Raw genomic sequence first — 13810 nt, forward strand, 5'->3', positions numbered from 1 at the left:
TTCTCCATGTGCGCGTTCCTGCCGCGTGTACGGGTAAGCCCTTGGTTCCCAGATACCAGGCATCCCTAGGTATTCCCCAGGCATTTGTACGCGTTGACAACACGGCATTCCCTTTCTAGCATGCTAGCATGTTCTCTCGAAATCAAGGCCTCCGTGAACTCGTCAGCCGAACTGGAGAATGCCGCTGGCAATCCTTATGTCGCACTGCAAAAAGTTGGCGGTGGCGAGCGCGGCAGTTTGACCGACGCGGTTGAGGCGGCGTTGCGAGAAGCGATCGTTACGTTGGCGTTGGAACCCGGCATGATGATCGACAAGATGGCCGTGTGCGAACGGATGGGGGTGTCGCGCTTTCCGGTGTCGTCCGCGTTGGCAAGGCTTGCGCATGCGGGTCTCGTCGAGGTATTGCCGCAGCGCGGCACGCGCGTCAAACCGATCGCGCTCGACGACATCCGCCAGCATCTATTCATCCGCAGCGCACTGGAAGTTGAGACGGTGCGCGGCGTGGCGCGAATGCACGACCGGGCCACGCTCGACGCATTGGCCAGCAATCTCGACCAGCAGCGCACTCTGGCTGGAAGTGGCGAACGTCTGGCGTTTCATGCGCTCGATCTGGCTTTCCATGAAATCCTGCTCGACGCGGTCAACCTGCCGCGCGTGAAGGAAATCGTCGCGGTGTCGCGCAATGCGCTTGACCGCGCGCGGCAATTGCTCGCAAGTCCGGAACGGCTCGTGCATACGCTGGAAGAGCACGAGAGCATCTTCAAGGCTCTTTGCGCCGGCGACGGCGACGCGGCCGCGAAAGCGATGCACGATCATCTCGACCAGGTCGTCGCCGAATTGCACCGGTCCGCGAAAGAGCGGCCCGACCTGTTCGCGCCTTGAATGAAAGCTGCAATGAAAGCCGTTGTCGAGTCGTAAAAAGCTCCACCGTAAAAGCGTTGGTGATATAGGCAGCCGTCGACAGATCAGCACATGAACCCACTCATTTCCGTCAACAAGCTTTGCAAGAGCTTTCCGGGCGTTAGAGCACTTCATGACGTCCGCTTCGAACTCATGGCCGGCGAGGTCCACGCGCTGATGGGCGAGAACGGCGCCGGCAAGTCGACGCTGATGAAGATTCTTGCCGGCGTCTATACGCGCGATTCCGGCGAAATTCTGTTCGACGGCAAACCCGTCGACTTTCAAGGCCCGCGCGACGCGCAAGCCGTCGGCATCGGCATCATTCATCAGGAACTGCAACTGATGAATCATCTGAGCATCGCGCAGAACATCTTTATCGGCCGTGAGCCGCGCAAGGGTCTGGGTCTATTCCTCGACGAAGACAAGCTGAATGCGCAGGCACGCGAGATCCTCGCCCGCATGCACGTGAAGCTCGATCCGCGCACGATAGTCGGCACGTTGACCGTCGCGAGTCAGCAGATGGTCGAGATCGCGAAAGCCCTGTCTTTCGATTCGCGTGTGCTAATCATGGACGAGCCCACCTCCGCGCTCAACGATGCCGAGATTGCCGAGTTGTTCCGGATCATCCGTCAATTGAAAGAGCGCGGCGTCGGCGTCGTCTATATCTCGCACAAGATGGACGAGTTGAAGCAGATCACCGACCGCGTCACGGTGATGCGCGACGGCGAGTATGTGGCCACCGTTCCGACCGAGGGCACCAGCGTCCAGACGATCATCGGCATGATGGTCGGGCGCACGCTCAGCGACATCGCGCCGGTGGAGAGCGCGCCGGCGAAAGGCGAACTCGCGCTCGAAGTGAAAAATCTCGTCGCGGGTCCGCTCGTGCGCGACGTCAGTTTCGAATTGCGCAAGGGCGAAATACTCGGCTTCGCCGGCTTGATGGGCGCGGGCCGCACGGAGCTCGCGCGTGCGGTGTTCGGCGCCGATCCGGTCGAATCGGGCGAGATTTTTGTGAAGGGCGTGAAGGCGTCGATCAAAAGGCCCAGTGATGCGGTCAAGCGCGGCATCGGCTATCTGTCGGAAGATCGCAAGCGCTTCGGTCTGGCCACCGGAATGGATGTCGAATCGAACATCGTAATGTCCGATCTCGGCAAGTTCCTGTCGCTCAATATGTTCCTGCGCAGCGGGCAGATTCGTAAAAGAGCGCAGCACTTCATCAAGCTGCTTGCGATTCGCACGCCTTCGGCGACGCAGCAGGTTCGGCTCCTGTCGGGCGGCAATCAGCAAAAGATCGTGATTGCGAAATGGCTCGAGCGCGATTGCGATGTCCTGTTCTTCGACGAACCGACGCGCGGTATCGACGTCGGCGCGAAAAGCGAAATCTACAAGCTGCTGCGCTCGCTGGCGGCGCAAGGCAAGGCGATCGTGATGATCTCCTCCGAGCTGCCCGAAGTTCTGCGCATGAGCGACCGCATCGTCGTGATGTGCGAGGGCCGCATTACCGGCGAGCTGTCCGCCAGCGAAGCGACGCAGGAGCGCATCATGCATCTCGCGACGCAGCGCGAATCCCTGAAAACGGCACAAGCCTGAAGAGGTCTATGACATGACAATGCAAACGGATACCGCGGCGCTGGACAACGAACGGCGCACTTCCGGGCTGAAAGCGCGAATTTTTGCGCCGACCGCCGTGCAAAAGATGCTCGCGTTCGCGAGCCTCATTCTGCTACTGGTGTTCTTCAGCTTCGCGTCACCGGCCTTCATGCAGATGGACAACATCCTCGGCATTTTGCAGGCGACCGCTGTGAACGGCGTGCTGGCGATCGCGGCCACGTTCGTGATCATCACTGGGGGTATCGATCTGTCGGTTGGTACGTTGATGACGTTCACCGCCGTGATTTGCGGTGTATTTCTCACTTACTGGCATCTGCCGATGTGGATGGGCGTACTCGCGGCACTGGCGACTGGCGCGGTATGCGGCACGATATCGGGCACCTTGACCGCGAAAATGAAGATTCCGCCATTCATCGCGACGCTCGGCATGATGATGCTGCTCAAAGGGCTTTCGCTCGTCGTGTCGGCCGACAAGCCGATCTATTTCACCGATACCGAGAACTTCTACCGTATTTCCCAGGACTCGCTGATCGGCTATTTCCTGCCGAGCGTGCCGATTCCGAATGCGGTACTTATTTTGTTCTTTCTCGCGATCGTCAGTTCCATTACGCTCAATCGCACTGCGCTCGGCCGCTACACATTCGCACTCGGCAGCAACGAAGAAGCGGTACGGCTTTCGGGCGTCAATGTCGATCGCTGGAAGATCGCGATTTACGGCGTGGGCGGCGCGATCTGCGGCATCGCGGGTCTCCTGATCGCGTCGCGGCTCAATTCCGCGCAGCCGGCGCTCGGTCAGGGCTACGAGCTCGATGCGATCGCGGCGGTCGTGATCGGCGGCACGTCGTTGAGCGGCGGTTCGGGCACGATACTCGGCACCATCATCGGCGCTTTCATCATGAGCGTACTGACCAACGGGCTGCGCATCATGTCGGTCGCGCAGGAGTGGCAGATCGTCGTGACGGGTTTGATCATCATTCTGGCGGTGTATGCGGACATTCTGCGGCGCAGCCGGGGAAGTTGATGTAGGAGCAAGGAAGCAGCAAATAAGCAGGGAACGCAGGAGCAGCAGAGAGAGGGCACGTGAAGGCTCCCTCGAAAGCTCGATAGCGGCTTGATAGCCCAACCATTGGAGGAGGCCCCATGTTGAAGAGAAGACTAATCGGTATCGTGGTCGGTGTCGGTGCGCTCGTTGGCGGAAGCAGTGTCGCGTATGCGGATGAGCAGTATATTCCGCTTATTTCGAAAGGCTTCCAGCATCAGTTCTGGCAAGCCGTCAAATCGGGTGCCGAGCAGTCCGCGAAAGCGAACAACGTCAGGATCACGTTCGAGGGACCGGAAACCGAAGCGATGGTCGACAAGCAGATCGATATGCTGTCGGCCGCGCTCGCGAAGAAACCGCAGGCGATCGGTATTGCGGCACTCGACAGCAAGGCGGCTATCCCCTTGCTCAAGCGCGCGCAGAACGACAAGATTCCGGTGATCGCATTCGACTCTGGCGTCGACAGCGATATTCCGTTGACGACCTGCGCAACGGACAACCTCGCCGCCGCCGCGCTCGCCGCCGACAAGATGGCCGAGTTCATCGGCAATTCCGGCGAAGTCGGCGTCATCGTGCACGACCAGACCAGCCGCACCGGTGTCGATCGTCGCGACGGCTTCGTCAATCAGATCAAGTCGAAGCATCCGAACATCAAGATCGTGTCCGTGCAATACGGCGCCGGCGACCACCTGAAGTCGGCGGAAATCGCCAAGGCCATGATCCAGGCGAATCCGAACCTGAAGGGCATCTTCGGCGCGAACGAAGGTTCCGCGGATGGCGCAGCGATTGGCATCAAGGAGTCGGGCAAGAAACTCGTGCTGATCGGCTTCGACTCCGGCAAGGAGCAGAAGGACAACATCATGTCGGGTTTGATGGCCGGCGCAATTACGCAGAACCCGGTCGGTATCGGCAAGTGCACGGTCGACTCGGCGGTCAAGGCGCTGCATGGCGAGAAGCTGCCGAAGAAGATCGATACCGGTTTCTACTGGTACGACAAGACCAACATCAACGATCCGAAGATCGTAGCCGTGCTGTACGACTAAGCAAGGCCGGCGATCGCGACTCGGGAAGCCGGGCACGCGGAAATCGTCAAGGAGGAAGAGCCACGCTCTTCCTCTTTTTTATTGCCTTTGCGCAACATCGGAATGACGCCACACCGAGCGGGGCGCTGCGCCGCAACAACGTGCGATCCGAAACGCTCGCACCGGGTCGAGCGGCTGCGGATTAACGACGGTCCATTGCCATAAAAGCGGGGCTAATAGTCATTTCACGCCATTGCCCGCATTAATCTGATATTTTATGTTTATGTAATCGTTGCACGAGCCGTCCATTTCGCATGCCGATTCGGACCCACTAACCGTCGAATGCGCAGGTCATGGCTTTTACCGAACCAAGGTCTCCATTTTTCAAGTGGCTCGTGTCTTCGGCTCAGAACCTGAGTCCGGACAACCGGCAGATTCTGCTCGCCAACCTGTTTACGCGAACCGCTTCTATCATATTCGCATCGATTTGCGAAATCAGCGTTTGCGCGACTGCGTATTATCTTTATCCGATTCCGCTGTATGCCGCGTGGGGCATTGCGGTCGTCGCATTGCTGATCGTGCGGCTCCTGTTGATCTGGCTATGCCGCACGCGCGCCGCGAAAGGGCTGCCCACACCGACTTCCCCGTTTCTTTTCGCGAGTCTGTTGTGGAGCGCGCTATTCGGCTTCGGCACATTTCTGTGCAATATCAGCGGAAGTCCCACGCTTTTTCTGCTTGGAAACGTTTGCGCGGTCGGTGTAATCGGCGGGTTGGCCGGACGTAATGCGAGCACGCCGCGGCTTGCGTTATTGCAGATCGTTTTTATTCTGAGCTTTCTGAGTATCGGCGCGGCGATGTCGCCAGGCAATGGCAAGCTCGTGTTGCTATTTCAGGCACCGTTTTGCGCGGCCGGCTTTTTCACGGTTGCGCTGCGCAGCAATCGCGACACCGTCGCGTTGCTGCTCGCGCGCGAAAACAGTCATCGCCTCGCGCGCCAGGACAGCTTGACCGGTTTGCCGAATCGCGCGCGCATCACCGAGCTGCTGCTCGAGCGCACCGGCGAGAGTTCGACCGGGCAGGGCGGGGCGTTCGCGGTGCTGCTGATCGACCTCGATGGCTTCAAGGCGATCAACGACAGTCTCGGCCATGCCGCCGGCGACCGGATTCTGCAGGAAGCGGCGACGCGTTTGCGCGACGTGCTGCCAAGCGGCGACCAGGTTGGCCGCCTCGCGGGCGACGAGTTCGTGGCGATTTCGGACGGCGCCGGGCAGCTTCGCGACGTGCGCGTGCTGGCCGATCGCATCGTCAGAACGCTGGCGCGGCCGTTCGTGCTGAGCGAAGCGCTCGTGCATATCGGCGCGAGCGTCGGCATCGCGCTGTACCCCGAACATGCGAATACCGGTCCGCAATTGCTGATCTGCGCCGACCGCGCGCTGTATGGCGTCAAGCGCAGCGGCAAAAGCGCGTTTGCGATTTTCGATGCCGAGAAGCACGTATCCGACGAAAGCCTGAGCCTGCTGCGCAGCGACCTCGAAGGCGCGCTGAAGTCGTTCGATGGTTTGCGCATGGAGTATCAGCCGATCATCGATCTTCACACCGGCGCGGTAGCGGGTCGCGAGGCGCTGATTCGCTGGGCTCATCCGACACGCGGCGAGTTGTCGCCGTCGGCGTTCATTCCGACCGCCGAGCGCACCGGCCTGATTCTCCTGTTGGGCGAATGGGTGCTGCTGCAATCGTGCATGGCGGCGTCGACGTGGCGCGACAAGGTGATCGTCGCGGTCAACGTATCGCCGGTGCAATTGCGCGAGGAATCGTTCGCATCGACGGTGACGGCCATACTTCGGAAAACGAGGCTGCCGCCGACGCGGCTCAATCTCGAGGTCACGGAAACGGCACTGCTGAACGACGATGAAGTGACCCGCCGCAACATCACCCGGTTGCGCGCATTGGGCATCGGGCTGGCGCTCGACGACTTCGGCACCGGCTTTTCGACGATGTCAACGCTGGTGCGCTTCTCGTTCGACAAGCTGAAGATCGACAGTTCGTTCGTGCGCGAGGCCGTGCATGGGCGTGAATCCGCGGCCGTGGTGCGCGGCATCGTCGCACTTGCGCGCGAGATCGGCATGCCGACCACGGCCGAGGGCATCGAAAACCAGGAGCAGCTCAATTTCGTGCGCGTATGCGGTTGCACGCATGCCCAGGGTTATCTGCTGGGCAAGCCGATGAGCAGCGAAGAAATCGAGCAGTGCGAAGCCGCGCTCGACGCGCGTGTCGCCGACAAGGCGGCGCCCGCGGACTTTTGATAACCGTTACCGATGCGATCGAGGTTCTGATGTCATCTCCCCTGCAATTCCAATTGCGGATCACCGCGTCGGCGGAACTCGCCAACTCGCTGCGCGCGGACCCTTCTTGCGCCGCGCATCCAGCACTTCGCGCCCTTTTGCAAACGCAACACGCCACGCTCAAATGCCAGTTCGATGCATTCGCCGACTACGTGAGCGAAGCGGAAAGAATGGGCGCCGAGAACTACCCGCTTTATCAATGGACGCGGCAGACCATCGAGAACCCGGAGAAGAAAGCGAAATACCTTCAGTCGTTCACGCTCTACGTGAATGGCGACGAGGTGTATGGCAAGGATGTCGCCGATGCGCTCGAAGTCGGCTTGTCGAAGCTGATCGACGCGAACGGCATTGTTCGTGTGTCGAGGTTCGACACGAATCCCGCAAACAATCCACAGCCGCCCGCCCGCATGTGAGGCGGCCAATTAAATTTCACTCTGAAAGCTTCACGGTCAAGCGGCTTAACATTTGACGACACGCGACCAAGTTCGTGAGACGATGCAATTTCACTTATTTTTGTGGGAGTGCGACATGGGACTTCTGGACGAAGTGGGCAAGATCGCCGGCGCGGTCGCCGCCGTTGAAGCCGCGGAGAAAGTCGATCCGCAAGCGGGTCTGCTGACCAAAGGCATCGCCGCTGTCGCTGGATTCGAAGGCGCCGGCAAGCTCGAAGAGCTGGTGGAAAAGAAAGAAGAAGAGAAGCAGGACGACGCCGACAACGCTCAAGCCGCGGACGATACGAGTTCGCAAACCTGAGCGGCGCTCGGGCGGATTGCCGGATGCATGCGCGTGATCGAATTGCGCGCTGCACCGGCAATTCGTTTTTCTGAGCGTTTCGATCTCAATCCCCACCTTCCGCTGTTCTCCCGATGTTTTCATCGGGCTGTCATCGCCGTCCGGCTACGATCGTCCGTCACTTTCCTTCCGCGCTCGCCCCGCGGGGTGTTGTTTTGCGCTGGCGTTCTTCCACCTGAACAACCATACCGGACATGTCGAACAGAAAAATCGTCAAGACAACGCCTGCCAATGAGCACGGCGCATCGATCGTCTCGCGTCGCGGCTTTCTGAAGTTCGCCGGCGTATCGAGTCTCGCGACGGCGGCGGGCGCGCTCGCATCGACCGCGCACGGCGCCAATAGCGGCACGCCCGATGGCACGCCCGAGCAGATCCATCTGACCTGGGGCAGCGACCCGACGAGCGAAGTTACCGTGTCGTGGTCGTCGCTCGCGCCGGCGGTCAATCCGCAGGTGCGCATCAGCGGCGCCCATCACGGCGACCACGCGAAACATACGGTGCACGCGGTGCAAAGCACTTACACCGACGGCCTCAACGGCGAGGTGGTGTTCAACTATCACGCGCGCCTGCGCGAACTGAAGGCCGACGCGACCTATCAATACGAAGTGACGGCCGATAACGACAGCAACGCATCGCAACCCTTCGCCGCGAGTTTTCGCACCGCGCCGCGCGGCCGCGCGCCGTTTCGCTTCACGAGCTACGGCGATCTCGCGACGCCCAATACGAACTGGGTGCTGTCGTCGCCGCAAAGCCGCTTCGCGGTGGCGGCCGTCGAGAGCTTCCAGCCGCTGTTCCATCTGCTGAACGGCGACCTCTGCTATGCGAATCTGAACCCGATGCAGCAGCCCGAGGTGTGGCGCGACTTCGGCAACAACGCGCAGACCTCGGCGTCGAACCGGCCGTGGATGCCGTGTCCGGGCAATCACGAGCTCGAATTCAACAACGGCGAGCAAGGGCTTGCGTCGTATCTGTCGCGCTACATGCTGCCGGACAATCACACGCGTTTTCCCGGCCGCTGGTACAGCTTCCGGGTCGGCTCGGTGCAGTTCATTTCGCTCGATGCGGACGACGTCGTCTATCAGGATGCCGCCGCGTTCGTCGCCGGGCCCGCGCCGTTGACGCCGGTCGCGAGTACCGGCAATCCGCCGATTCCGGCGGGCACCTCGCTGTACGTGCGCGGCTATAGCAATGGCGAGCAGACGCGCTGGCTAGAGAAAGTGCTGCAGCATGCGTCGCACGATAACGACGTGGACTGGATCATCGTGCAGATGCATCAGGACGCGCTCAGTTCGTCGAAGACCGGCAACGGTTCCGACAAGGGCATTCGCGAAGCGTGGCTGCCGCTGTTCGATCGCTATGGCGTGGACCTCGTGCTGTGCGGTCACGATCACGACTACGAGCGCAGCTATCCGGTGCGCGGTTGCAATCACAACCGGGGCACCGACATCGCGACGGGGCGCCCGGTCGATACGTTGCAGCCCAAGCCGATCATGTCGGCGGTATCGGCGGGTGCATCGACGTTCGATACGAGTCACGGCACGATCCACCTGATTCTCGGCGGCGGCGGCACGAGCGCGCCGCTCGACGTGTATGGCGTCGATGCCGGCACGGGCCTGCCGCAGGCGCGCATCTTCACGAAGCCGAATCGCCCGGTGCCGGCGACGACCGCGGGCACGTTCGCGCGTGCGAGCGCCGACGCGGTCGAAGACGCGATCTGGTCCGCGCAACGCGACACCGGCACCGGCTACGGCATCGCGGTGTTCGACTACGATCCGGGACAGCCCGGCGGCGACACGACGATCACGATGAACTACTACCATGCGCCGGGCGCGGATCAGACGCCGACACCGGAATATGCGCTGTTCGAGACGATCGAATTGAAGAAGAAGCGGCGCGGGTAGAAGAGTAGATTCAGACCGCTAACCGGCATTCACTCCAGGGGCCGCTCACGACGAGCGGCCCTGGTTTTTCGCGGTCACCGCAAAAAACAATACCCCATTCATTTTGTTACACGTCTTACCGGGATCGACTGTCGCAGTTACAAAGGCCTTTCGCAAGCCCCGCTATACTCGGCGCCGTCTCACTAAAACAAAGACCCGATATGTCCAAGAAGATCATCCAGATGGTTGCTGTGGCTGCATTGAGCGCCGCGGCGTCGTTGCCGGCCCTCGCCGGTGATATGAACAACATGCTCGGCGGAGCGCTCGGCGGCGTGGCCGGCGCGGCAGTCGGCGGCGCGGTGGGTGGCAGCACCGGCGCGGTGATCGGTGGCGCGGTGGGCGGTGGTGCGGGCGGCGCGGTCACGTCGAATCGTCGCGAACGTACCGGCGCGATCATCGGCGGCGCGCTCGGTGGCGGCGCGGGCACCGCGGCCGGCAACGCGATGGGCGGCCGCGCTGGCGGCCTCGTCGGCGCGGCGCTGGGCGGCGGCGCGGGTTCGGCGCTCGGCGGCAACATCTCGCGCTCGAACTCGTACGCCGACGACTACTCGCGCGGCTACCATTCGGGCAAGCGCCATCACAAGTATCGTCACTACGACTGAGATGGCTTGACATGGACGGGGCTGGTCCGCGTGCGCATCACAGGCGAACGCGGCGGCCCTCGTCCATCACGCATGCAAGACCAGTTTCTGAATGCGCCAGTTCAGCAACTCGGCAACGAATAAGACGTTTTCCGAAGGGCACGCCATCTCGTGAATCCAGCCGAACTGTTTCGGCTGTTTGCCCGCTTTGCCGAGTACGCCGAGCACTTTGCCATCGAGCGTCATCTTGTAGATGCGGCCCGGAAACGCGTCGGCGCTATAGAGCACCTGATTCGGTCCCGGCGAAATGCAGATCGCCCAGGGTGAGCCCGGCGCGAACGTGCCCGCGGCGAGTTCCGCTTCGCTCGGCATGTTGCCGATCGCGGGACGCGCGTCCGGCGGCACCGGTACGTCGATCGTGAACTGCCGCAGGAACGTGCCCTCGGTATCGAACACCTGGATGCGCCGGTTGCTCCGATCGGCCACGTACACGTGGTCGTGCGCATCGACTGCAATGCTATGCGGCGTGTGGAACTGCCCCGGTCCCGTGCCGCGATCACCCCATGACTTCAGCCAGTTGCCGTCGCGATCGACCTTCGCGACGCGCGAGTTGATGTATCCGTCGCTGATATAGGTGTTGCCCGCCTTGTCCCACGCGACGTCGGTCACCTGGCGAAAGCGTCCGGGTTCGGACGGCAGCGGCGGATTCGGATGCTTGAGCGGCGCGGTCTCTTCGTCCGATGCTTCCTGCTTGCGGCCGAACACCATCGCGACGCGTCCTTCCGGCGTGAACTTGATCACCATGTCCGAGCCCTTGTCGGTGACCCAGATGTTGTCATGCCGATCCACCTTCACCGTGTGCGCGAACGACCACGCATACAGGTTGTGGCCGATCTCACGCACGAAGCGTCCATCGGGCGCGAACTCGAGCAGTTGCGCGGCGGCCGCGCCATACGCGGGGCCGGTGGTGTTGCCGCGCGACAGCACGAAGATATGGCCACGCGAATTGAGCGCGACGCCCGAGCATTCGCCGAAGTACGTGTCGTTCGGCAAACGTACGGGGTTGGCAATCGAGTCATAAGCAATCGTGGGCACGTCGGGTGCGTCCGCGGCGAACGCGGACGGCATCGCGAGTCCGGCGGCGCTGCCCGCAAGCAGGCTCATGAAAGTCCGGCGGCTCATCGCCCGATGGTCGGGACTGCCGCAGCACGCACAAAACGACTCGTATCGCTCGCTCATTCGTTGTCTCCTTTGTGATCCATCGCTTGAAGTGTGCAAAGGCAAGCCTAGTGCACAAAACGCTTAATAGCTAAGTCGTTTTGCGATGCTGGAAGAGACACTTCCGTTATGGGCGTCACATGCTCTTTCGCGACCGGCTCACAGTCAGATGGAATGTGCGGTGAGGGCAGGGCATCGCGAGCCAGCCCGCTTTGCTACCATGCAAGACAGCGACCGCCATGGTCCGCTTTCATCCCGCGTTGGTCCATCACACAAGGAGATTCGAATGAGCAAAGGTTATTGGGTGACGTCGTACCGCAAGACGAACGATCCGCAGAAACTGGCCGCGTACGCGCAACTCGCCCCGGCCGCGGTGGCGGCGGCAGGCGGCAAGTTCATCGTGCGAGGCGTGGCGGACGAGGCGCGCGAGCAGGGCCTCAAGGAGCGCACGGTCGTGATCGAATTCCCGACCTACGAGGCGGCCGTCGCCGCTTACGAAAGCGACGAGTACAAGAAGGCGCTGGCCGCATTGGGCGATGGCGTCGAGCGCGATCTGCGCATCGTGCGCGGCGCCGACTAACGCGAGCCGCATGTCTACACTGCGCGGCGCTCGCCGCGCAGCCGCTTACTTCACCGCGCCGAGCGCGAGCCCCTTCACCATATAACGCTGCAACCACGCAAACACGATCGAAACCGGCAGCGTCGCGCCCAAGGTCGCGGCCATCACCAGATGCCATTCGACCACATACTTGCCCGCCACCATATCGGTCACCTGCACGGTCAGCGTCTTGTTTTCCGGCGAACGGATCAACGTATAGACCACCGCGAACTCGTTCCACGCATTGATGAACGTGAAGATCGCAGTTACGACGATCGCCGGCACCGCGAGCGGCAGAAACACCTTGAACACCGCGCGCGTACGGCTGCAGCCTTCGAGCCACGCGGATTCCTCGAGATCCTGCGGCACGGTCTGAAAGTACGACGACAGCATCCACACCGCGAACGCGATATTGAACGCCGCGTACGACACGATCACGCCGATCCTCGAATCGACCAGGTTGCCGTCGCCCCACGGAATCATCGCCGCGAGCCGGAACAGGCCGACCACCAGCAGGATCGGCGACAGCATCTGCGTGACGAGCAGGAACTGCCTGTACAGACCGCGTCCACGAAACGGAAAGCGCGCGAGCGCGTAAGCGGCGGGCAGGCTCACCGCGAGTGCGAGCGCGGTGGACAGGCAACTGATGATCGCGCTGTTGCGCAGCGCGACGCCGAAGTTGGCCGCGTCCCACATGTCGACGAAATTGCGCCACTGCCACTGCACCGGCAGCCAGCGCGCCGGATAGACGAAGATCTCCGACGCGGGCTTTACCGAAGTGAAGAACATCACCGCGAACGGAAACAGTATGACGATCACGAGCGGCGTCAGCGCGATCCAGCACCACAGCGAGCGTTTGGTCTTCGCGCTCAGACTCATGACGGCACTCCTTCTTTCGTCCGTTGCAGACGCAGATAAGCGATCGAGAACGCGAACAGCATGACGAGCATGATCAGCGAAACGGCGGCCGCTTCGCCGGGGCGTCCGAGCCGGAAGCCGAGTTCGTACAGATAGGTGACGAGGATGTGCGTGCTGTTGTCGGGGCCGCCTTGCGTCATCACCCAGATGATCGGAAACGAGTTGAACACGTAGATCACGTTCAGCAGGATCGCCATGTTGATGAACGGGCGCAGCAGCGGCATCGTCAATTGACGGAACTGCTGCCACGCGCTCGCGCCGTCGATCCGCGCAGCTTCGTAGATATCGCTCGGCACCGACGACAGGCCGCCAAGAAAAATCGTCACCGTGAACGGAATCGACACCAGAATGCCGACCGCGATTTCGACGGGGAACGCGAACTCGGGCGTCGCGAGCCAGTGAATCGGGCCGCTGATCAGGCCGAGCCGCTGCAGCGTCACGTTGACCATGCCGTAGTCGTCGTTGAAGGCCCAGCGCCAGACGACGGCGGTCATCGTCAACGAGACGGACCACGGCAGCATCACGATCGTGCGCGCGACACCGCGGCCGTGGAAGTCCTGATTCAGAATCAGTGCGACAGGTACCGAGATCAGCACTGTGCCGCCCACCACGCACACGGTCCAGATGATCGTGCGGCGTACCGAAGCGAGAAACACCGGGTCCTGGAATACGTTGATGAAATTCTGCGCGCCGGTGAAGTCGCGAATCGCGCCGAAGCGCGACACCTCATGCAGCGATTGCCACACGATGTTGAAAATCGGATAGCTGATGATGAACAGCGCCAGCACGAGGCTAGGCGCAATCAGCAACCAGGGCGCGTGCGCGCGCGGAGAAACGGAGCGGCTCATG

Annotated in this window: 13 protein-coding genes; 10 read left to right on the forward strand and 3 right to left on the reverse strand. The window is 61.6% G+C overall.

All coding sequences use genetic code 11. The annotated features are described in order from the left end of the window. Positions 1-120 precede the first annotated feature (120 nt). The 9 genes from AB3X96_RS36185 to AB3X96_RS36225 all read left to right on the forward strand — a co-directional run bounded on the left by AB3X96_RS36185 (position 121) and on the right by AB3X96_RS36225 (position 10248). Positions 121-882 carry a GntR family transcriptional regulator gene (locus AB3X96_RS36185; RefSeq protein WP_176106845.1) on the forward strand — a complete coding sequence of 254 codons (762 nt, stop codon included), beginning with the start codon at positions 121-123 and terminating at the stop codon, positions 880-882. 90 nt (positions 883-972) lie between these two features. Continuing rightward, positions 973-2490 carry a sugar ABC transporter ATP-binding protein gene (locus tag AB3X96_RS36190; protein ID WP_368593484.1) on the forward strand — a complete coding sequence of 506 codons (1518 nt, stop codon included), beginning with the start codon at positions 973-975 and terminating at the stop codon, positions 2488-2490. A gap of 13 nt (positions 2491-2503) precedes the next feature. Beyond that, positions 2504-3532, forward strand: a complete 1029-nt coding sequence (locus AB3X96_RS36195; protein WP_013092574.1) for an ABC transporter permease — start codon at positions 2504-2506, stop codon at positions 3530-3532. Positions 3533-3651: 119 nt separating this feature from the next. After that, on the forward strand, positions 3652-4593 hold the full coding sequence (locus tag AB3X96_RS36200; protein WP_368593485.1) for an ABC transporter substrate-binding protein: 942 nt from the start codon (positions 3652-3654) through the stop codon (positions 4591-4593). A 332-nt stretch (positions 4594-4925) separates the two neighbouring features. After that, positions 4926-6875, forward strand: coding sequence for a putative bifunctional diguanylate cyclase/phosphodiesterase (locus AB3X96_RS36205; RefSeq protein WP_368593486.1), 1950 nt, complete (start codon positions 4926-4928; stop codon positions 6873-6875). 29 nt (positions 6876-6904) lie between these two features. Next, on the forward strand, positions 6905-7327 hold the full coding sequence (locus AB3X96_RS36210; protein ID WP_368593487.1) for a hypothetical protein: 423 nt from the start codon (positions 6905-6907) through the stop codon (positions 7325-7327). Positions 7328-7442: 115 nt separating this feature from the next. Then, positions 7443-7667 carry a hypothetical protein gene (locus AB3X96_RS36215; protein ID WP_368593488.1) on the forward strand — a complete coding sequence of 75 codons (225 nt, stop codon included), beginning with the start codon at positions 7443-7445 and terminating at the stop codon, positions 7665-7667. Between the two features lie 233 nt (positions 7668-7900). Then, positions 7901-9607: a purple acid phosphatase family protein gene (locus tag AB3X96_RS36220; RefSeq protein ID WP_368593489.1), complete on the forward strand. Its 1707-nt coding sequence runs from the start codon at positions 7901-7903 to the stop codon at positions 9605-9607. Positions 9608-9807: 200 nt separating this feature from the next. Further along, entirely contained in the window at positions 9808-10248 is a 441-nt protein-coding gene (locus AB3X96_RS36225) for a hypothetical protein (RefSeq protein WP_368593490.1), read from the forward strand. A gap of 66 nt (positions 10249-10314) precedes the next feature. Here the strand turns inward: AB3X96_RS36225 and AB3X96_RS36230 are convergent, their stop codons facing one another. Then, positions 10315-11466, reverse strand: a complete 1152-nt coding sequence (locus tag AB3X96_RS36230; protein ID WP_368593491.1) for a peptidyl-alpha-hydroxyglycine alpha-amidating lyase family protein — start codon at positions 11464-11466, stop codon at positions 10315-10317. 265 nt (positions 11467-11731) lie between these two features. Between AB3X96_RS36230 and AB3X96_RS36235 the strand changes: the two genes are divergently transcribed. Beyond that, positions 11732-12025, forward strand: a complete 294-nt coding sequence (locus AB3X96_RS36235) for a DUF1330 domain-containing protein (protein WP_176106837.1) — start codon at positions 11732-11734, stop codon at positions 12023-12025. A gap of 45 nt (positions 12026-12070) precedes the next feature. Here AB3X96_RS36235 and AB3X96_RS36240 read toward each other — a convergent pair whose 3' ends face one another. Next, positions 12071-12922 carry a carbohydrate ABC transporter permease gene (locus AB3X96_RS36240; RefSeq protein WP_176106836.1) on the reverse strand — a complete coding sequence of 284 codons (852 nt, stop codon included), beginning with the start codon at positions 12920-12922 and terminating at the stop codon, positions 12071-12073. Continuing rightward, positions 12919-13809, reverse strand: a complete 891-nt coding sequence (locus AB3X96_RS36245; RefSeq protein WP_176106835.1) for a carbohydrate ABC transporter permease — start codon at positions 13807-13809, stop codon at positions 12919-12921. The genes AB3X96_RS36240 and AB3X96_RS36245 overlap by 4 nt, the downstream gene beginning before the upstream one ends. Position 13810 lies beyond the last annotated feature (1 nt).

It is taken from the genome of Paraburkholderia sp. BR13439, assembly GCF_040948805.1.
GTDB lineage: Bacteria > Pseudomonadota > Gammaproteobacteria > Burkholderiales > Burkholderiaceae > Paraburkholderia > Paraburkholderia youngii.

Bases quoted from the DNA above. Each gene is read 5' to 3' on its own strand.
- AB3X96_RS36185 (WP_176106845.1), top strand. From the start codon at position 121: ATGCTAGCATGTTCTCTCGAAATCAAGGCCTCCGTGAACTCGTCAGCC.
- AB3X96_RS36190 (WP_368593484.1), top strand. From the start codon at position 973: ATGAACCCACTCATTTCCGTCAACAAGCTTTGCAAGAGCTTTCCGGGC.
- AB3X96_RS36195 (WP_013092574.1), top strand. From the start codon at position 2,504: ATGACAATGCAAACGGATACCGCGGCGCTGGACAACGAACGGCGCACT.
- AB3X96_RS36200 (WP_368593485.1), top strand. From the start codon at position 3,652: ATGTTGAAGAGAAGACTAATCGGTATCGTGGTCGGTGTCGGTGCGCTC.
- AB3X96_RS36205 (WP_368593486.1), top strand. From the start codon at position 4,926: ATGGCTTTTACCGAACCAAGGTCTCCATTTTTCAAGTGGCTCGTGTCT.
- AB3X96_RS36210 (WP_368593487.1), top strand. From the start codon at position 6,905: ATGTCATCTCCCCTGCAATTCCAATTGCGGATCACCGCGTCGGCGGAA.
- AB3X96_RS36215 (WP_368593488.1), top strand. From the start codon at position 7,443: ATGGGACTTCTGGACGAAGTGGGCAAGATCGCCGGCGCGGTCGCCGCC.
- AB3X96_RS36220 (WP_368593489.1), top strand. From the start codon at position 7,901: ATGTCGAACAGAAAAATCGTCAAGACAACGCCTGCCAATGAGCACGGC.
- AB3X96_RS36225 (WP_368593490.1), top strand. From the start codon at position 9,808: ATGTCCAAGAAGATCATCCAGATGGTTGCTGTGGCTGCATTGAGCGCC.
- AB3X96_RS36230 (WP_368593491.1), bottom strand. From the start codon at position 11,466: ATGAGCGAGCGATACGAGTCGTTTTGTGCGTGCTGCGGCAGTCCCGAC.
- AB3X96_RS36235 (WP_176106837.1), top strand. From the start codon at position 11,732: ATGAGCAAAGGTTATTGGGTGACGTCGTACCGCAAGACGAACGATCCG.
- AB3X96_RS36240 (WP_176106836.1), bottom strand. From the start codon at position 12,922: ATGAGTCTGAGCGCGAAGACCAAACGCTCGCTGTGGTGCTGGATCGCG.
- AB3X96_RS36245 (WP_176106835.1), bottom strand. From the start codon at position 13,809: ATGAGCCGCTCCGTTTCTCCGCGCGCGCACGCGCCCTGGTTGCTGATT.